The 18,648-nt window shown below is 53.5% G+C and carries 16 protein-coding genes and 1 riboswitch; of the genes, 4 read left to right on the top strand and 12 right to left on the bottom strand.

Annotated elements, in window-relative coordinates; translation table 11 throughout:
• Positions 1 to 230 precede the first annotated feature (230 nt).
• Positions 231 to 1,643 carry an NCS2 family permease gene (locus NLX71_RS21585; protein ID WP_254365825.1) on the bottom strand — a complete coding sequence of 471 codons (1,413 nt, stop codon included), beginning with the start codon at positions 1,641 to 1,643 and terminating at the stop codon, positions 231 to 233.
• A 101-nt stretch (positions 1,644 to 1,744) separates the two neighbouring features.
• A riboswitch (purine riboswitch) is annotated at positions 1,745 to 1,845 on the bottom strand.
• A 196-nt stretch (positions 1,846 to 2,041) separates the two neighbouring features.
• Here NLX71_RS21585 and NLX71_RS21580 point away from each other — a divergent pair.
• From NLX71_RS21580 to NLX71_RS21565, 4 genes are all read left to right on the top strand, one after another.
• A complete protein-coding gene (locus NLX71_RS21580) occupies positions 2,042 to 2,530 on the top strand; it encodes an NTF2 fold immunity protein (RefSeq protein WP_254365824.1) in 489 nt (162 codons plus the stop codon).
• A gap of 116 nt (positions 2,531 to 2,646) precedes the next feature.
• Positions 2,647 to 3,225, top strand: coding sequence for a TetR/AcrR family transcriptional regulator (locus NLX71_RS21575; RefSeq protein ID WP_309248976.1), 579 nt, complete (start codon positions 2,647 to 2,649; stop codon positions 3,223 to 3,225).
• Between the two features lie 4 nt (positions 3,226 to 3,229).
• The gene (locus tag NLX71_RS21570) at positions 3,230 to 3,619 is read left to right on the top strand and encodes a cytidine deaminase family protein (protein WP_254365823.1); all 390 of its coding nucleotides are present in this window, start codon (positions 3,230 to 3,232) and stop codon (positions 3,617 to 3,619) included.
• Positions 3,610 to 4,296 (top strand): MBL fold metallo-hydrolase, encoded by a 687-nt coding sequence (locus NLX71_RS21565; protein WP_254365822.1) that lies wholly within the window; start codon positions 3,610 to 3,612, stop codon positions 4,294 to 4,296. The genes NLX71_RS21570 and NLX71_RS21565 overlap by 10 nt, the downstream gene beginning before the upstream one ends.
• 129 nt (positions 4,297 to 4,425) lie before the next feature.
• Here the strand turns inward: NLX71_RS21565 and guaA are convergent, their stop codons facing one another.
• The 11 genes from guaA to NLX71_RS21510 form a co-directional block, all read right to left on the bottom strand.
• Positions 4,426 to 5,964, bottom strand: coding sequence for a glutamine-hydrolyzing GMP synthase (gene guaA, locus NLX71_RS21560; RefSeq protein WP_254365821.1), 1,539 nt, complete (start codon positions 5,962 to 5,964; stop codon positions 4,426 to 4,428).
• Positions 5,965 to 6,223: 259 nt separating this feature from the next.
• The gene (locus NLX71_RS21555) at positions 6,224 to 8,782 is read right to left on the bottom strand and encodes a transglutaminase TgpA family protein (RefSeq protein WP_254365820.1); all 2,559 of its coding nucleotides are present in this window, start codon (positions 8,780 to 8,782) and stop codon (positions 6,224 to 6,226) included.
• The gene (locus tag NLX71_RS21550) at positions 8,763 to 10,052 is read right to left on the bottom strand and encodes a DUF58 domain-containing protein (protein ID WP_254365819.1); all 1,290 of its coding nucleotides are present in this window, start codon (positions 10,050 to 10,052) and stop codon (positions 8,763 to 8,765) included. The genes NLX71_RS21555 and NLX71_RS21550 overlap by 20 nt, the downstream gene beginning before the upstream one ends.
• Positions 10,053 to 10,066: 14 nt before the next feature.
• Positions 10,067 to 11,041 (bottom strand): AAA family ATPase, encoded by a 975-nt coding sequence (locus tag NLX71_RS21545; protein WP_254365818.1) that lies wholly within the window; start codon positions 11,039 to 11,041, stop codon positions 10,067 to 10,069.
• A 118-nt stretch (positions 11,042 to 11,159) separates the two neighbouring features.
• Positions 11,160 to 12,575 (bottom strand): polysaccharide deacetylase family protein, encoded by a 1,416-nt coding sequence (locus NLX71_RS21540; RefSeq protein ID WP_254365817.1) that lies wholly within the window; start codon positions 12,573 to 12,575, stop codon positions 11,160 to 11,162.
• 307 nt (positions 12,576 to 12,882) lie between these two features.
• A complete protein-coding gene (locus tag NLX71_RS21535; protein WP_254365816.1) occupies positions 12,883 to 13,968 on the bottom strand; it encodes a lactonase family protein in 1,086 nt (361 codons plus the stop codon).
• Positions 13,969 to 14,106: 138 nt separating this feature from the next.
• On the bottom strand, positions 14,107 to 14,595 hold the full coding sequence (bcp, locus tag NLX71_RS21530) for a thioredoxin-dependent thiol peroxidase (RefSeq protein WP_254365815.1): 489 nt from the start codon (positions 14,593 to 14,595) through the stop codon (positions 14,107 to 14,109).
• 153 nt (positions 14,596 to 14,748) lie between these two features.
• Complete coding sequence (locus NLX71_RS21525; protein ID WP_254365814.1) at positions 14,749 to 15,414, bottom strand: hypothetical protein; 666 nt, start codon at positions 15,412 to 15,414, stop codon at positions 14,749 to 14,751.
• A gap of 449 nt (positions 15,415 to 15,863) precedes the next feature.
• A complete protein-coding gene (locus NLX71_RS21520) occupies positions 15,864 to 16,649 on the bottom strand; it encodes an ABC transporter permease (protein WP_254365813.1) in 786 nt (261 codons plus the stop codon).
• 6 nt (positions 16,650 to 16,655) lie between these two features.
• Positions 16,656 to 17,450, bottom strand: coding sequence for an ABC transporter permease (locus NLX71_RS21515; RefSeq protein WP_254365812.1), 795 nt, complete (start codon positions 17,448 to 17,450; stop codon positions 16,656 to 16,658).
• On the bottom strand, positions 17,443 to 18,495 hold the full coding sequence (locus tag NLX71_RS21510) for an ABC transporter ATP-binding protein (RefSeq protein ID WP_254365811.1): 1,053 nt from the start codon (positions 18,493 to 18,495) through the stop codon (positions 17,443 to 17,445). The genes NLX71_RS21515 and NLX71_RS21510 overlap by 8 nt, the downstream gene beginning before the upstream one ends.
• Between the last annotated feature and the right edge of the window lie 153 nt (positions 18,496 to 18,648).

Here is an 18,648-nt window from a genome sequence, read left to right as displayed (position 1 = left end):
TTATTCACATTATCCACAGATTCACTTTGAAAAACTTATCCACTCCCCCTCGGGAAAACCGTGCTCTCTAAATGTTCTTCTGACGCGGATTTCCGGGATTACCCACACTATGCACAAAGGCTGTGGATAACTATATCCACAGCCTCTACTCCAGCTTTTCGTCGCTTCATCAACTAAAAAAGCCCGCCGTCTCATGTAAGAGACGACAGGCAAATCCACAATCGCAAGCTTTATTCTCCGCCGACAAATATATAGCGGGCGATCACGAGCACGGCCAGCAGCCACATCAGCCAATGCACTTTATATTGGCCCTTGCCGCCCAAGTTGGCGACCGTCGCCAGCAGCACGTAGCTGACGATCCCGAACGAAATCCCGTTCGCGATATTATACGTGAACGGCATAAGCGCCACGATCAGAAAAGCCGGAATACCGTAAACCAAATCTTGAAAATCGATCTCGCGCACCGCCTGCATCATCAGCACGCCTACGATGATCAGAGCAGCCGCCGTAGCCGGACCCGGAATGAGCGCCGCAATCGGCGCCAGAAAGAGCGCCAGCAGGAAGCATACGCCCGTCGTAACCGCCGTAAGACCTGTACGTCCGCCTTCGGCTACCCCCGCAGAGCTTTCGACAAACGCGGTCACCGTACTCGTTCCGACCAACGCGCCGGCGCTGACGCCAACAGCGTCGACCATCATCGCTTTGCCGACTTTTTTGTTGCCTTCTTCCTTGTTCTTCATGAAGCCCGCCCGGTTGGCCGTGCCTACGAGCGTGCCGAACGTATCGAACATCTCGACAAACGTGAACGTCGCAATGACCGAGATGATTCCCGCATTCATAATACCGGCGAAATCGAAATGACCGAATGCCAGCTTGCTCATGTCGGGCACCCAAGTTGTTTTGTCGCTTGTCAGGTTGGCGAAATTCACCATAGGCGAGCCGTCCGGATTGTGCATGAACACGCCGACGAGCGTCGTGAGTATAATCCCGAACAAAATCGCTCCACGGACGCGCAGCACCATCAGAATGGAGATGAGCGCCAAGCCGATAATGCAGAGCAGCACGCTAGGGTCCTTCATGCTCCCGATATGGAATACCGTTTCAAACGAAAGAACGTTCGTATATTTGTGCGCCGGAATGTCTTTGCCCGCTTCCACCGCAACTGTCAGCAGACCACTGTTCTTCACTCCGATAATCGCAATGAAGAGCCCGATCCCTACGGTAATCGCGTGCTTAAGGCTGTCCGGCACGGCGACCAGCAGCAGCTGCCGCACTTTGGTTACCGTCAATACGATGAAAATCAAACCCGAAATGAAAACCGCCGTCAATCCCATTTGATACGTGAATTGACCTTGCGATGCTAAAATGACCGTTGCAAAATACGCGTTGAGCCCCATCCCCGGCGCAAGGGCAACCGGAAAGTTAATGAACAGGCCCATCGCAATCGTCATTACGCCTGCGGCAATCGCCGTGGCCAGAAACACCGCCGTCCAATCCATGCCTGTCGCCCCGGAGCCGAACGCGCTAAGAATGTTCGGATTCACAGCCAAAATGTAGGCCATCGTCATAAACGTCGTCAGCCCGGCCATGATCTCGGTACGTACGGTGGTGCCGTTTTCCTTCAGTTTAAAAAACCGGTCCATTCTAGAAAGCCTCCCACACATTTAATCGGAACAACGACGAAAAACCCGGGTAATGACCCCGGGCTATCAAGCATAAAGAAGGCTCCACGGATATATCCGTGGACCGTCCTATCCTTGTTCGTAGCCAGATCATTTACGGTGATCTCGTAGATACTTCCAGGCCAATTCCCGGAATTATACGAAACGGTTATTCCTTTGTTGTCAACATTCCTTATTCTAAAATCGGGAGCGGCGATTGTCAAATATTTTTCCGAACAATCTGCGCAACAGTGATAATTTCGTTCGGAATCGTGGCCGAAAGAAAAGCCTGTGTTATAATTCATAACTAGATGGAGTAAATAGATGGAAGCGCATAGATTCCTTCTGGATCTCAACAATCTCTTTGAGGGTGGTTCAAAATGAGCTTTGATGGTTTGGAGCAAATCATAGCGGAGTGGGAGCGAGAACGTGACCGGCTTCGAGTCAATCAAATCACCGTACGGGTCGACTATAAGAAAAAGAGCAAACGCAACGTTTATCAAAAGGAAACAGTCATTGAATATGCCTTTGTAGAACGTGATTTGGATGATGAGAATTTAATTGGGAGGTTTGAACTCTATTTCGCCGATCGCGACACTCTTCTCCAGCGAGATCGGTCTAGAAATAGAAATGAAATTGCTTTTGGTGAGCTTACAGATGAACATGCAGTTGCAACGGCAATCTTCTCCTATTTAGCGGAGTACTATTCTCATTTTTTGGAGGAAACTCCCTTCGCTATCAGCTATAACCCTATTGCAGAAGCTTGGATTGTCAAAGGAACTCTTCCTCCGGGATGTCAAGGCGGGGTCATTTATTATGCTCTTGCAAAAGAAAGTGGAAAGCTTCTCATGATGTATGGAACGAGATAATTTAATGCCGACCCCATTGACTCCAAGATAAAATTTGGATATTTTGACTTTGAAGTCATTTTTGACTTACGAGTCATTTATGGAGTAGATAATATGTCTAAAGAAAAAAATATCAGATTAGAAACCAAACTATCATTGAAACAGCCGAAAAACTTATTAAACAAAATAAACAAAAAGGTTATCATCATTTCAAAATGAGTGATATATCTGATGAATTAGAGATTGCCAAAGGCACAATTTATAATCATTATCCGTCAAAAGAAGATTTGCTTTTTGCACTTATATTCCCGAAGTTTCAAAAGCTGCGAGATAGCCTAAGAGGAATAGCTAAGGAGGATACCTCATTTGATGAAAAATTCCGAAAAGTTATTCAGGAAGCATTAGAAAGTGACAATCATCAATTTTTACTGTTGAGCTTTTCCGATATGGCTGTTCTCTTTCAAGAAAAGAATCAAAAAGATATGGAGCTAATTCAAAATGAAGTCATACAAGAATTTAATAATGTTCTAATCCTAGGAATAAATGAGGGAATTATAAAACAAAACCTTTCGGTAGACTTTTTAAGTCACCAAATTCTTTCTGCCTTAAACCCTCTACTACACAGCCTTCTTGTTAATGACTCTGCAAAAATGACGCATAAAGAATATGTGCAACAGACTACCGAACTTTTATTGTATGGTATCAGGAAAGGATAAATAAATGAACAAACAAGAACTATATCAAATTGCTTGTAGTATGATTCACCACAAAAAATTAAGACGTTTTGGAACCGCAGGTCATGTTGCGTGTGCACTGGAAACCCATAACGGTAACGTTTTTACGGGGATATGTATTGACTTGCCCTGCTCTATTGGTTTATGCGCCGAACAGTCAGCTATTGTTGAAATGGTAAAGAACAATGAAACGGCAATTAAGACGATCATCGCTGTATTTGAAGATGGGAGTATACTCCCACCATGTGGAAAGTGTAGAGAATTTATTACACAGATAGATGACCGAAATGTACAAACTCAAATTGTATTGCCTGAATTGAAAGAAGTGTTGCTTCAAGATTTGTTACCGGAAAGGTGGGACAACCAATGGAACTGAAAAAAATAAGCGATAAGGTATTTTATTATCCACATCAGCCCGAAACAGATCGTCCTATGTTAGCCTACTTAAAAGGCGAAAAAATTGTACTTGCCGTTGACGCAGGAAATTCAGCAGACCATGTTGATGAATTTTATAAATCCTTAGAAGTTGAGGGACTAAAAAAGCCAGATTTTACAGTCATCACTCATTGGCATTGGGATCATACGTTTGGAATGCACCATATTCACGGATTGTCCATTGCTCACCATAAAACTAACGAGTTTTTGAATAACGAAAGAGCAAAAATATTAGACCGTGAATACGTACAATTTCTAAAAAAGGACAATGAATGCCTCGCCAAAGAATATGTAGATAATAAAAGCATGATTGTCGTTCTATCGGATATTCAATTTGAAGAAGAACTTATTCTTAATCTCGGTGGAATGACGGCAAGGATTTTTCATGTAGAATCTCCCCACTCGGAAGACACCGTGCTTATCCATATTCCTGAAGAAAAAATTTTGTTTTTAGGAGATTCTACAAGTGAGGATTTCTTTAATGATGGATATATGGATAAAAACAAACTAAAAACATTGATAAATGTAATTGAAAGTATCGATTGTCAATACTGCATTTTGGGCCATACAGATCCTTTGACAAAATCGGATTTGTTGCATTATTTAAAAACCTTATAGAATGCAGAGCCGATAACCGTGAGTGAAATCACAGTTGTTGGCTCTTTCTTTTTTGTACCCGATTGGCAAATATAACAAATACAAAGAGCCGAAAAGCCCATGAACACTGGCTTTTCAGCTCTCCGCTCGCTACTCCCACTCAATGGTTGCCGGTGGTTTCGAGGTTACGTCGTACACGATGCGGTTGACGTTATCGACCTCGTTGACGATCCGTACCGAAATTTTCTCCAGCACGTCCCACGGAATACGCGCCCAATCGGCGGTCATGCCGTCGATCGACGTTACCGCGCGGATGCCGACGGTGTACGAATACGTACGCTCGTCCCCCATAACGCCGACGCTTTTCATATTCGGGAGCGCAGTGAAATATTGCCAAATTTCGCGGTCAAGACCGGCTTTGGCGATTTCGTCGCGAAGAATCGCGTCGGATTCGCGCACGATGTGCAGCTTCTCCTCCGTAACTTCGCCAAGCACGCGGATGGCCAGTCCCGGACCCGGGAACGGCTGGCGCCATACGATAGCCGCCGGAAGGCCGCATTCCTCGCCAACCTTGCGGACCTCGTCCTTGAACAGCGCTTTGAGCGGCTCCACGAGCTCGAACTTCATGTCTTCCGGCAAGCCGCCGACGTTATGGTGCGATTTGATCGTTTGCGCCGTTGCCGTGCCGCTTTCCACAATGTCCGTGTACAGCGTGCCTTGGGCAAGGAACGCGAAATCGCCGAGCTCGGCCGATTCTTCTTCAAAGACGCGGATGAATTCCGTGCCGATAATTTTGCGTTTTTGCTCCGGATCGTCCACGCCGGTGAGCTTGCCGAGGAACCGTTCGCGCGCGTCGATTTTGACGACGTGCATATCGAATTTGCCGACGAACGTATCCATGACGCTTTCCGCTTCGCCTTTGCGCAGCAGACCGTGATCGATGAACATACAAGTCAATTGGTCGCCGACCGCTTTATGGATGAGCGCCGCCACGACGGACGAATCGACGCCGCCGCTGAGCGCGCACAGCACTTTTTTGTCGCCAACCTGATTGCGGATGTCTCGGATCGTATCCTCGATGAACGATTCCATGCTCCACGTGCCCTCGCAGCCGCAAATATGATACAGGAAGTTGCGGATGATATCGTTGCCGTAAACGGAGTGACGCACTTCCGGATGGAATTGGACGGCGAACATTTTTTTCTCCGGATGGCTCATGGCCGCTACGGGAGCGTGCTCGGTGCTTGCGTCAATGATGAAGCCTTCCGGCGCTTGGACAACAAGATCGCTGTGGCTCATCCAAACCGTTTGTTTTTTATCGAGGCCATGCACCAAACCGCACGCGTCGGTGAAATCAACCTCGGCTTTGCCGTACTCCCGCTTCGATGCCCGCTCCACCTTGCCCTGCAATTGATGCGCCATCAGCTGCATGCCGTAGCAAATTCCGAAAATCGGCACGCCAAGCTCGTACACGGCCGGATCGACCAGCGGCGATGCTTCTCCGTACACGCTGGCGGGGCCTCCCGAGAAAATGATGCCTTTCGGCTGCAGCGCTCTGATTTTTTCAATCGGGGTGTTATAAGGCAGCAATTCGCTGTAAACGCCCAAGTCGCGAATCCGACGGGCGATGAGTTGGTTGTACTGTCCGCCAAAGTCGAGCACCACAATGATTTCGTTCGGCTTGTCCATGTTAAGTAAGTTCCTCCTGGCTTCTTCGTTCGTTTTCAATGAAACTTATTATAAACTTCTGCCCGGCAAAGGGCAATGCCTGAACGGAAAGTCGCGCCGCAGCACCGATGTAAGCGTTATATCTATTCCATAAAGCTCCAGAAAAGGGTTTTCAGGAAAGAAAGGCCGGCTCGGGGCAGTATTCGGTCTGCCACCTGCACGGACCGACCTGCGGAAGAGAAAAGCCCGGAACGGGAGGCGGCTCTTCACGGAAGAGCGCCTACGGTTCCAGGCTCCGGCTTTGACGCAGGCGCCGCCATGCGTCCGTGAGCATACGGCAAGTAACCTGCCCCTGCGGGCCATGCGGATCGGCATAGCGCACCGTTTCAAGCAGCTGCGCCAGTTGGAGCAGCGTGATGCGCTGCGCCTCGCTGCGGCAGCGGCGGGTATCCGCGTATTCGCGCAGCGTTTGCTGCGGCGCCGCACGGCCGTAAGACCGCTGCAGCCGCCGCCACAGCCGGTCGGCGAAGCGGTACAGCGAGGCCCGGCGCAAGCTGCCGCGGGAGTGGGCAACCTGCACGGGCTCGCAGCAGATGGCCCGACGTCTGCCGAGAAACGCCAGAAGGAAGCCGCCAGCAAGGAGTACCATCAGCCAGAGGAAAAGCGGCGCAACTGCGGTGCTCCGTAAAAAGGATGCGGCGGCGCGTATCCGTCCTTCGACCAAGGCGACAGCCACGGATAACGCGGTTTTTGCACGATCCAGTGCGGTATTTGCGAAATCGGTCAGCGATGCGGCCCATTGGGGTACAAGCGACCGTTTTGTCGCTTCGTTAGTTGCCGCTAGAGCTGCGGTTGAGGCAGCCGCAGGGACCTCGTCAGCAGAAGCTCTTCCTGATAGAGCAAAACCGGGAGTCGGCTCGAACGGAACCCAACCGACCGAGGGAAAATACGCTTCTACCCAAGAATGCGCATGCTTTTGGCGCACTTGGACGACGTAGCGCTCCTCTCCGTCGACGGCCGCCTGGGACACCGCCTCGCCGGGCGCGAATCCTTTAACCCAGCGGGCCGGCACCCCGGCGGAACGGAGCAGCACAACCATCGCGGTAGAAAAATGATCGCAATATCCGGTCTTTTGCTCGAACAGGAACCGGTCGACGAAGTCCTCGTTCTTCCCCGTGGCTCGCGTTCCTTCCAAGCTATAGACATAATGCTCCCTTAAATAACGCTCGACCGCCTCCGCTTTCGCATAGGGCGTTTGCAAGCCCCTAGTTAGCTGCTCTGCAAGGCGACGGACTCGATCCGGCAGCGAGGCGGGAAGCTGCAAAAACCGATGCCTCACGTCTTCGGCATAACCGTTCCCCGCATCGGCCGCCGGTATTGTGCGATCGGTCAGCACCAAAGCGTCGACTTCGTAGGAAACGAGCGGGTCCGTTAAGGCCGGGACCGTATACCGGTCTGTCGTGTCCTGTTTCCAGACCCACTCGGCCGGAATCGGCTTCCCTTCGGCCGACTGCATCGACGCTACCCGTTTAAGTTCGCCGCCCGCGAAGAGCTGGCGGTTCAAGCTCGGAGAAGCGATGCGGATTTCCTGCCGAACGAGGGTGGAAGCCGCCGAACGCAGTCGGATGTCCGCTTGCATTTCCGTCTGATTGGGCACGAACGCAGCCGGCGGGTCATTCACTGCCGCCCAGCCTTGGCCGGTATAAAAGCTTTTGGCCTCGCCCCGCCAGTAAGTAAGCCTGGGAGTAACCGCCGTAAAAGCCAGGCTATCGTCCTGCTGCAAAGGTCGCCCGAGCTTGCCGTCGTCGGAGCCGTACCCTGTGCGGGCCCTCGTCTCCGACGTCCATCCGTGCCGCTGTAACCATGCTTTGCTTAAAAAGCGGTCTTCAAGCGACCGGACATACCCGGACCAGTCGGGGGGCCGCATATCCTGCGGATGCAGCGACGCTCCGAGCAGACCGGCGCCAAGACAGGCAGCCGTTAGCAGCAGCGCGGGAAAGATACGCGTCCGTTTTTCGAATGCAGGATCGGAAAAGAACGCTTCTCCCCGCCAGCGATTTGCCCGTCCGGGCTGAAGCATGACTTGAAGCAGCAGCCCGAAGCCCGTGCAGCGCAGCACGGCGTAAAACATATCCAAGACTAACACCGTCTGAAAGAACGCCAAATAGCCCAGTGTCAATCCGAGAAACCAAATCAGCTGCCGACGCTCCAGCACGAACGATTGCACGACGGACACAAAGAATGACCAGCCCGTCATAAAACAAAGCGTCCGTGTCGCAGGCTCCCAGTTCGCCACATTCCCCTGCAAGCCTTCGGCGGCATCGAGCGCCAGCTCGCGACCCCATTCCAGCCACCAGGAGGGGGAAGGCATCGATTGTCCGTTATGAATCCAAGCCGTTACGGCAACGATCCATAACGCTTTGGCCGACCAAGCCGCCGGTCCCGGCAGGCGGAACGTATCCAACAGCATGAATGCCGCAAAAGTAACGGCGAACGGTGCGATACTATATATTTCAGTAAGCTCCGACAATCTGCGCAGCGGGTACAGCCACTCGAGCAGCAGCAAAAGCAGCAGCACGCTGAGGGCGGCGTCTCCCGCCCAATTGGCGGGAGTTCGCGCCCCCGCACGGCTCACGGCCGCGGCGCGGGTGCTTGCCGAGGCGGCTGCGGCGGAGGCGGAAGCCGCCGCCTCGCGGAAGGCGCTGGCGCAGACTGCGATCGCGGCGCTGGCGCCGGAAGCCGCAGCCGAGGCCTTGGCCTTGGCGCAGGCCGCGCGAGAGGCAAGATCCTCCGCTGGCTGAGCGGCGCGAGGATCGGTGTCAGGTGCCGATAGCGGCATCGGCGGCACCTCCTCTCAGCGCCGCAGCGGGCCTATGCGGCGCCAGGATCGTGACCGGGCAGCCGAGCGCTTCGAGCTGCCGCACCCATGCGTGCGCGGGCCCGGGCCATGCCGCCCCGGGCTCGTGCACGTAAACGACGCGCGCGACGCCCCGCGGCAGCCCGCGCAGAGCCGCGGCCAGCTGCGCGTCGGCGCGGGCCGTGACGAGCGTGAGCGCCGCGCCACCCGCAAGCCGCGCTTCGCGCAGCGCGAGCTCGGCGAACGCGTCGGCGCGCGTCGCGCCGCGCGGCACCGCCGCGAGCAGCCGCAGCAGTTCGCCGTCGCGCCCGCGCCCCTGCGCCTCGGCGGTGCCGGACTGGCCGTCGCTGACGGCCAGTCGCACCCGCGCGCCCTGCTCAAGCGCGCGCCGCGCAAGCCCCGCCGCGGCCTCCACCGCCGCCGCGAGCGCAGGGTCCGCCCACAGGGCGGCTCCAGCGCTCCCTCCGGCTCCGGCCGCGTCAAGCACAATGAGCTGCCGCCCGGCGGCAGGCAGCTCCGTCTCTTTCGCGCGCAACTCGCCCGTGCGCGCGCTGCTGCGCCAATGGATCAGGCGAAGCGGATCGCCTGGCGCGTAAGGCCGCGTGCCGCTCACCTGCGGCACGGGGTCCGAACCCGGCGGCCGCCGGGAAGCCAGGCGCGCCCCTTCCGGGGCCGTACCCGGCAGCGGCATCGCCGTCCCCAAACCTCCGGGCAGCGCCCACAGCTGCCCGCCGCCTGCGCTTTCGCGCTTCGCCTGCATAAGCCCGAAAGCGTCCACGGCGCTCACAATCAGCGCCTCCTGCCGGTACACGCCGCGGGCAAGCCCCTGCACCGTACAGCGCGCGACGGCGTCGCGCCGGAAGCCGGCTTCTACCGTTCCTCGCCGGACGATCCGCTCACCGGTGCCCTCGTGCACCCAGCGCTCCTCCACCCGCAGCCGCCCGCCAAACAAGGGCAGCCAAGCCGCGGAAAGGCGGTAGGCCATCGTAACCGGTTCCCCGCTATAGACAAACCGGGCAGCGCTCGACCCGAACTGAATGCGCTCCGGAGCAACCTCCATCCCGTCAGACAATCTTTCTATCCGCGGCCCGCGCCCGCGTCCGACCGCAGCGCGAAACAACCCGAGATAAACAACAAAAAAAGCCCAGACATAAACCAAAAACCAAGCCGTCCGGCCGCCCCAGCCAAACGCCCACCAGCCGAGAATAGCCCCGCATCCCCCGATCCATCCGACCGCTAATAAGCTCCGCATGCCTGCCGCCTTCTTCAGCCCGCGGCATGCCGGCGGACCGGCAGCGACGCACTGGCGACGACCGAAGCGACAAGAGCTTCCGCCTGACGGCCGGACAGCAGCGCAGACGGCGTCAGCGTCAAGCGATGCGCCAGTACGGGGCCGGCCAGCTCCTTCACGTCATCCGGGATGACATAGCTGCGGCCCTTCAGGAACGCCTGCGCCTGGGAGGCCCGCATCAATGCGACCGAAGCCCGGGGACTGGCGCCGAGCGAGACGTCCGGATGCGCGCGGGTCGCAGTCGCAAGCTGGACGATATACTGCTTGATCGTGTCGTCGACATGAACAGCGCGGGCTTCTTTTTGAAGGGAGACAAATTCCTCCTGGAGGACGACCGTACGAATTTGAGCGAGCGGAAACGGCTCTTCCATGCGGCCCAGCATCTCCACCTCGCCAAGCGGGTCGGGATAACCGAGACGCAGCTTCACCATAAACCGGTCGAGCTGGGCTTCAGGCAGCGAGAACGTGCCCTCGAAGTCGACGGGATTTTGCGTCGCCAGAATAAAAAACGGTTCTGGCAGCGGGTAAGTCGTTCCGTCGACCGTCACCCGCTTCTCTTCCATCGCCTCCAACATGGCGGCTTGCGTCCGCGGCGATGTGCGGTTCAGCTCGTCAGCCAATACGATGTGGGCAAGCAAAGGTCCCGGACGGAATTCGAATTCGCCGCTGCGTTGGTTGTATACCGAAACCCCGGTCAGATCGGACGGCAGCAAGTCCGGGGTGCATTGAATCCGCTTGAAGCTGCTGTCGATCGTTCTCGCCAGCGCGCGCACAAGCATCGTTTTGCCTACGCCGGGAACGTCTTCCAGCAGCACATGCCCGCCGCAAAGCAGCGCTACGAGCAGCTTTTCGATGACCTCCCGCTTGCCTATGATGACCTTTTCCACCTGATACACGATCCGCTCAAGCACCGCCTGCGGCGAATCCGTTACATTTATAGATTTCGTCATCCTGAAAACCTCCTGCCTGAATCTTGGTATGCAAGCTTTTCCAAATCTTGCATTCTAGCATTCAGTATGTCCGGTTTTCATAGCTTTTAGACTTGCGCGAGAGGTTTCCTCCTGTTCGTCAAATAGGCATCCATCCGGTCCAGCAGCCGCCGTAGACTGCCGCCTGCATCTCCACTGCCCCCCGTTCATGCGGAACGTCGCTGGATAGCACCCGATCACCCAGCAGCTCCAACGTTTGACGAAGCGGCACATACAGCGTCCCATTCGCGAGCTCCATTTCAGGAAACGGGAGAATGCGCGCCTTTGCTTCGGTATTCCATCCGGCTGCAGGACGCCGTACCCTCAGCTCCTGCCGGGCCAAATCGTATTCGGCCGTAATCGCTCCATAGCGGACGATTGCCGTCCGGCACTCGGCGTTCCACTCTACAGTTCCGCCCATCGCTGCGATCAATGGTCTCAGGGCTACCCTATAGCTCCCATCTCGAAAACGGAACTGCTCCTTCGTTAGAGCAAGCGTGCGGTCACCCAAAAGTACATTCAAACGATCCGGCCCTTCCCTTTGACCTTCTTCCGTATAAGTGCTGGCCGCTGGCGGGCCGAGCAGCGCTTTCGGAGCGTTATCCTTGCCCGGAATACCCTCTACTGCCCAAAGCTCCCGATGTTCGTACGCAGCGGCTAGCAGGTTATCGAACGATTCGCGATTATCGGTTCTGGACCACTTCAGTTTCCCGCTGGAAAACTGTACCGGCATCACCTCCGGAGTGAGCGAAGCAAAAGCGTATCCCTTTTCTTTAAATAACCGGATGATCCGGGGAAGCGCTTTAACCGTCTCGTCATGTCCCGAACCGTCGTGCATCAGCACAATGACCTCGTTTCCGAACGGCCCTTTTTCTACCGCACGGACAATCTGGTTCGCCGTCATCCCGGGTCGCCTTGCATCTTCGCTGTCGATGGTCCAATCGTAAATCTCGTAGCCGGCCTGCCCCAAATAATAGAAATAAAAAGCGTCAAAGTTACCGTGCGTTCCGCCCGGAGCACGAACCAAACGCGGCCTGACGCCCGTCGTCTCCAGCAATATATTTTCCGTCTTCTGAACCTGCTCCCAAAATGCGCGAAAATCGGAATACAGCTCCCGGTAGACGTGATTATAGGTATGATTACCGAGGGCGTGACCGTCCTCCACGATACGCTTCGCTATATTCGGGCGCTCCTGCACCTGCTCGCCCAGTACGAAGAAGGTGGCCCGGACGTCCTCCTCCCGCAAAATGTCCAGCACCTTCGGGGTCAGCTTGCTCGGCCCGTCGTCGAAGGTCAGGTACACCGTCGGCTTCTTGGCCGGGGTATAGTTTTTTTCGATTACCATACGTTTGCCCGATTTCAGCTGCGTAAATAAAGCTTCCTCCCCTTCATTGCCGGGTGCCGCCCCCGCCGGGTGCGTCAAGACCGTAAGCCACAGGATCATGAGGCCAAGCATCGATGTCCACCGAACGGTGCTTATCATGCGGTACGAATAAGCTTGCGGTCTGCGCTTCATGAGAGATCCCTCCATATATTCCTATGAAATGAGTATTGGTAGAATATATATGGATGGTTTTTCTCTTTTATGACCGGGACGCGGCCCTGAAAAGATTCACCGGACGACCATGGAAGAGTTAAATCCTGGTCCGGCAACCCGTGGTACGACCAATTGATAACGATAAAAAAGAAGCGAGCGCCGTCGAGAAAGACTGGACCGGCGACCCGCTTTGGAAAAACTTAACGACATTTGAAACTCCTCCGGCGGGATCATTGCCGCCAATAAGCTGCTCGGTGAGCAATACCTGCTGAATTAAAGCTGTCCGTTATTCGAAAAATTGGATGCACACCGGTTTCGGTATGCGGAGCTCATGAGCTGTGGGCTCCAGCCGGCCGGTGTTTTCATTTACTGCGAGCGTAACAATGGAATCCGAATTTTGATTGGCGGCCAACACGAATTTCCCGTCCGGCGTGACGGCAAAATTTCTCGGCCATGCTCCGCCCGTCGGCTCGTGCTGGATCAGCGTCAGCTTACCACTGGTCCGGTCGATGCGGTAGACGGCTATGCTGTCATGCCCGCGGTTGGAGCCGTACAAGTAGTCCCCGGACACCCCGATATGGATATCGGCGCAGTAGCTCTCACCTGCAAACCCTTCCGGCAGTGTGGACAACGTCTCGATCTCCCGAAGCGTTCCATCTTCTTGTCCGTAAGCGAACACCGTAATCGTAGAATCCAGTTCATTAATCACATACGCATACGGAAGGTCAGGATGAAACGCCAGATGACGCGGGCCTGCCCCGGCATGCACCTGCGCTTCGTCATGTAGAACAAGCATCGGCTGTTCTGCGTTCTCTTGAATGTTGTAGATCATGATTTTGTCCGTTCCGAGATCAGCGACATAAATACGGGAATCTTTCAGGACAGTACAGTGCGCATGAGCCGCTTCCTGCCGGTCGCTGCGGACGCTCTGTCCCTCATGCCGCTTCCGATCCGCCAATGGACCGATGTTCCCATCTTCCGCGATAGAGTACAAGCTTACGCTGCCGCTTGTATAATTGGCTACGACGAGCCGCTTTCCCTCACGGTCCGTTACCAAATGGCACGGCGAAGCGCCGAAAGAAGGCTGTTTGCCGATATAGCGCAAAGCCCCAGTCTCCGCTTCCACAGCGTAAGAAGCCACTTCCCCGCCTTCTTTGCCTGCCTCATCCTGCAGCTCGCTTACCGCAAACAGCCTGCCGCGCTCCGTATCTACCGTCAAGAAGGAAGGCATCTCGACCTCCGCATAAGCGCCGATGGCAGACAGCTCCCCGGTTGACTTATTCATGTTTAACGCATATAAAGAATCGTTTCCGCCGCCATTATAAGTTCCTACATAGACGATCCGACTGGATTGTTTTTCATACTGCGACATTCACGAACGCCCCCTTGCTGGAAATATATTGCTAAGGTTTGTTTTCGTCATCCCCCATATGCATTCCTGCTCCAACCATCTTGATGCTATTTTAAAAAGCCGGGGCTGCTTTGCTCCCGGCCTTTAGATGAACGACTGCTAAGGGGTCCCTACTCCTGCTTGAGCCTCCTTGACGGCTTCCAGCACCTGCTCGACGTGGCCCTTGATCCGCACGCTGCGCCATTCATGGACAAGCTTGCCTTGCGGATCGATGACAAACGTCGAACGAACCACGCCCATATATTCACGACCGTACATCTTTTTCAGCTGCCAAACGCCGAACAACTCGCATACCTCGTGATCGGGATCGGAGAGCAGCGGGAACGACAGCTCGTATTTGGCGGCGAACTTCCCATGGGACTTCAGGTCGTCCGGGCTAATCCCGATCACTTCGGAGTTCAACGCCTTGAATTGTCCGTTATAATCGCGGAACTGGCAGGACTCCTCCGTACATGTCGGCGTCATATCCTTGGGGTAGAAATAAAGAACGACATACTTGCCCCGAAACTGCGAAAGCTTTACGGATTCCCCGCTTCCGGCAGTCAGAGTAAAATCCGGAACGGGTTGTCCGGGTTGAAGCTGCGGCATAATATTTCATCTCCTCGCATCCGTATTTGTTTTGTACCAGCATTATACGAAACTCCTCCGCCCTAAAACAACCTGACCCTTGCCAGACTCCCCAATCCAGGGAATGAAAAAACCGTCCCCATAAAAGGACGGCTTTGCTATGTGTTGAAGCTCTTACTTCTTATTGATGAATGCTTTCAAGGAAGCATTCAAATTGTCCTTAATGCCGGTAATAACTTGATCTTCCGTGAGGCCTTTTTCTTTGGCGATTTCAGCAATCGTTTTGCCCTTGCTGAAGGCCGCATCCAATTCATTTTCAGTAATGCCGAGAGCTTTAGCTACAGCATCTTCATCCACATTGGTTTTCAGCTCAAGTTTTTTGGAATATTTACCACCCAATTTATCTTGATAGCCTGATTTATCGATGGCCGTCGAATACTTGTCTTTGACTTCTTGCCTCAATTGCTTCGCTTCTTCTTCCGTAATTTTCTTTTGGTTTAGTGCATTTTCTACTTTTTCAAGTGCCGGGTTAGTCAATTTATTGTACAAATCCCAGCGACTAATTCCACTTGTACGGGCCAAATCGGAAATCGATTTTCCTTTTTTAAGCTCCGCATTCAGATTGTCCAAACTCAAATTAATAATACCTGAAGACTGAATAACAATGGAATTCAAACCAACATCTACACGGCTGTGCAGAGGAATCGAGGCATCCGGAGAGACCTTCTTAGCATCCCCACTTGCAAATGCCTTAGGCGCTGTTGTCAATCCGCCGATCCCACCAACCAATACAGCTGCTGCTACCGTACAGGCCATCACTTTTCCAGTCCACTTTTTCATGATTCTCTCCACCTTTTCTTTTTTTTATATATCGAACATATATCTTGAACATTTGTTTTGAACAAATGTTTTGAACATATGTTCAATTCCCTATGATTAATATCATACCACTGGATAAACCTCCCTGTCAACTCGCTCAAATTATTATCAAGCATGGCTATTTTTTGAACGACCCGTTTATGGTGAGGAATTTATTTCTAGTATAGGAGCTATTTATAAACTCAACATTACGTCAAGCTTAAATGAAGATGAAAGAAAGCTTAAAAAAACCTTAAAACAAATTTACTCCTATTCCGAGCGAGACGAATGGGTCAAAGGTGTCGGCGGTTTCAAAGGTTTCAAAGAGTAACCTTCTCCGGCAGGTCCGATACGCAAAAGAGGAGCTGCGCTTCATGTCGGCAGCTCCTCGCGATCCCAATATGCTACTTGTTACATAACGCTTCCGCTCTCTACGAGCCCGCTCCACGGTACCGTTTCACCCCGTAATTCCACACCGTCAGCCCGAAGGTCAGGAAGACGAGCCCGACCAGCGGGGTAAGCAAAGCGAACGTTCCCCAATTCGCCCGGTCCAAAAAATAGGCCGCCGGATAAAAGCCGACGAAGCCGAACGGCAGCACCCAGGTGAGCATGATGTTCAGAAGACGGTTATAGATCGTCATCGGGTACCGCCCGTAGTTTTGCAGGTTCCACAGCAGGGGCATAATGCCGGTGGGCGAATCCGAAAAAAACGACCAAGATGTAAAGAAAATGTACACGCCCCCGTAAATCATAATCGAACCGAGCACCAGCACAATCAGAATGAGCGGATCGTACCACATTAGCCCGAGATCAAGTTGTGTCCAGGAATAGATCATGATAATCAGACCGACCAGCGCGCTGAACAGCGAGGACGGGTCCATATTTTCCAGCATCAGCTGCACCAGATTATGCGCTGGACGAGTCAAGATCCGGTCCATTTCGCCTTTGACAATGTAACGCTCGGTGAATCCCCATAAGTTAAAAAACGTAATAAACAAGCCGTAAGGCACCATAAAATAGCCATAGACAAACAAAATCTGCTGCTCGTTCCATTCGCCGATTGCCGCGGTATGCTGGAACACGACGAGGATGAAAAATAAATTCACCCCGTTAAACAACAGATCGGACAGCACCTCGATCCAGAAATCGGAACGGTAGGTGAGCCGCGTTTTCATGTAATTTTTCAAGTAATTGACAAACAAGCCTGCATAGAACATGCGCCATCACCCTCCCTGCACGAACAGCCGCGTCCGCGCGCCCCGCCACAGGACATAGAGCGGTACAATCAACAGCACGAACCAGATGATTTGCACGGCAAATACGTTGTAAACGGCGCTGCCGGCCACTTTGCCGGTAAAGACGGAGCCAGGCAAGTACGTGATCGCCGGAAACGGCAGCAGATTCATCAGCTCTTGCGCCCAGCCCGGGAAGAACGACATCGGCACGACCAGTCCGGAGAACAAATCGACGGTTACCCGTTTCATCCGCATCATGCCTTCGTTATTTTCAAGGAAAAAGGCGAACAGGCCGGTAATAATATTGATCTGCGTATTGATCAGGAAGCTGAAAAACAGCATGGCAAGAAAAATAAGCCAAGTCAGCGGCTCTGACGGCAACTGCACCGGAAAGAGGAACGAGACGATCACCATACCCGGCACGGAAAACAGCAGGAACCGGAACAAGCCTTCGCCGAGCCCCTGCATCATTTTGACGACGATGTAATTGTACGGGCGGATGAACTGGATTGCGACGCTGCCGTCTTTGATCTCATTTGCAATTTCCCGGTCCAGATTGTTAAAATAAAACGCCCGCGCCATCCACGACACAGCCACGTAGGTCGTCATCTGTGTCACGGTCATTCCGCCAAGCAGCTCTTTTGTACCATAAATCGCCTTCCATAGAAAATAATACGCCCCAATGTTAAGGGCATAAACAATAATCCCGCTGTAATAATTGACCCGGTAAGCGAGCATCATCAGGAAGCGGATGCGGATAATGTCAAGATAAGCGCTAACCATGCAGCGTCACTTCCTGTTCTTTGCGCAGCTCCTTTTTCGCTTCCGCCGATCCGGATTTGTATATTTCCCGCACGATGTCGTCCGTGTTCGTTTCGAGGATTTTAATGTCCTCGATTGTCGTTATACCGACAACCCGGCTGAGCACCTCGGAGACGTTTGCCGCCTGCTGCGGAATCCATACTTTGGCCGTCAATTCGTTGTCCAGCGACCAGTCTACTTGCAGTCCTGCGGTCATCTCCTGCAAACGGGGCAGTGATACCGGCTCCGAGAACCGGAGAATGACTTCTTTGCCTTTACCCCAGCGCTCTTTCAGCTCCTCAAGTCCTCCGTCGTAGATGATCCGGCCATCGTCGAGCATAATGACCCGGGAACACAGCGCTTCAATGTCCTGCAGATCGTGGGTTGTCAGCAGAATGGTCGTGCCGTACCGCTTGTTCATGGATTTTAAGAAATCGCGGATTTCCGTCTTGACCATAATATCCAGACCGATCGTAGGCTCGTCCAGAAACAAAATTGCCGGATTGTGAATGAGCGACGCGACAAGCTCGCAGCGCATTCGCTGGCCCAGACTCAGCTTTCGCACAGGCCGGTTCAACAGCTCGCCAAGCTGCAGCCGCTCCACCAGCTCGTCCATGCGGCTGCGGTATTCCGCATCCGGGACGCGGTACACTTTCTTGAGCAGCTGGAACGATTCGATCACGCCGATGTCCCACCAAAGCTGGCTTCGCTGGCCGAATACGACACCGATGTTCCGGACGAATTTTTCCCTCTCCTTATAAGGAACGAAGCCGCCTACGCGGATATCTCCGGAGGTGGGAACGAGAATGCCGGTCAGCATTTTGATCGTGGTCGATTTGCCCGCTCCGTTCTCGCCGATGTAGCCGCAAATTTCGCCCTGCGGAATTTGGAAGCTGATATCCTTCACCGCGGCGATCTGGTTATACTCTCTCCTGAACAGGTCGCGTACGGCGCCTTTCAAGCCTTCCCGGTTTTTCTGCACTTTGAATTCTTTTCTCAGCCGATGCACGTCAATGGCGAGATTCATAGATGTAGGTCCTCCTGTCAAAATATGCCGAAGCTTGCAGGCGTGGATTGAAACCTTTTATAATAATGAAATAGTTTCCTGTCCAAACGTATGCATGTTCCTGTGGCATTGTCAAAACCTATATCCGTTATGATACACCAACCTTACGATCAG

The sequence above is a fragment of the Paenibacillus sp. MZ04-78.2 genome, from assembly GCF_024213375.1.
GTDB lineage: Bacteria > Bacillota > Bacilli > Paenibacillales > NBRC-103111 > Paenibacillus_G.
The sequence above is the reverse complement of the archived record's forward strand: the minus strand, read 5'-3'. Positions and strand labels throughout refer to the sequence as shown.

Bases quoted from the DNA above. Each gene is read 5' to 3' on its own strand.
- NLX71_RS21515 (WP_254365812.1), bottom strand. From the start codon at position 17,450: ATGGTTAGCGCTTATCTTGACATTATCCGCATCCGCTTCCTGATGATG.
- NLX71_RS21510 (WP_254365811.1), bottom strand. From the start codon at position 18,495: ATGAATCTCGCCATTGACGTGCATCGGCTGAGAAAAGAATTCAAAGTG.
- bcp (WP_254365815.1), bottom strand. From the start codon at position 14,595: ATGCCGCAGCTTCAACCCGGACAACCCGTTCCGGATTTTACTCTGACT.
- NLX71_RS21555 (WP_254365820.1), bottom strand. From the start codon at position 8,782: ATGCCGCTATCGGCACCTGACACCGATCCTCGCGCCGCTCAGCCAGCG.
- NLX71_RS21545 (WP_254365818.1), bottom strand. From the start codon at position 11,041: ATGACGAAATCTATAAATGTAACGGATTCGCCGCAGGCGGTGCTTGAG.
- NLX71_RS21585 (WP_254365825.1), bottom strand. From the start codon at position 1,643: ATGGACCGGTTTTTTAAACTGAAGGAAAACGGCACCACCGTACGTACC.
- NLX71_RS21550 (WP_254365819.1), bottom strand. From the start codon at position 10,052: ATGCGGAGCTTATTAGCGGTCGGATGGATCGGGGGATGCGGGGCTATT.
- NLX71_RS21565 (WP_254365822.1), top strand. From the start codon at position 3,610: ATGGAACTGAAAAAAATAAGCGATAAGGTATTTTATTATCCACATCAG.
- NLX71_RS21525 (WP_254365814.1), bottom strand. From the start codon at position 15,414: ATGAAAAAGTGGACTGGAAAAGTGATGGCCTGTACGGTAGCAGCAGCT.
- NLX71_RS21535 (WP_254365816.1), bottom strand. From the start codon at position 13,968: ATGTCGCAGTATGAAAAACAATCCAGTCGGATCGTCTATGTAGGAACT.
- guaA (WP_254365821.1), bottom strand. From the start codon at position 5,964: ATGGACAAGCCGAACGAAATCATTGTGGTGCTCGACTTTGGCGGACAG.
- NLX71_RS21570 (WP_254365823.1), top strand. From the start codon at position 3,230: ATGAACAAACAAGAACTATATCAAATTGCTTGTAGTATGATTCACCAC.
- NLX71_RS21520 (WP_254365813.1), bottom strand. From the start codon at position 16,649: ATGTTCTATGCAGGCTTGTTTGTCAATTACTTGAAAAATTACATGAAA.
- NLX71_RS21540 (WP_254365817.1), bottom strand. From the start codon at position 12,575: ATGAAGCGCAGACCGCAAGCTTATTCGTACCGCATGATAAGCACCGTT.
- NLX71_RS21580 (WP_254365824.1), top strand. From the start codon at position 2,042: ATGAGCTTTGATGGTTTGGAGCAAATCATAGCGGAGTGGGAGCGAGAA.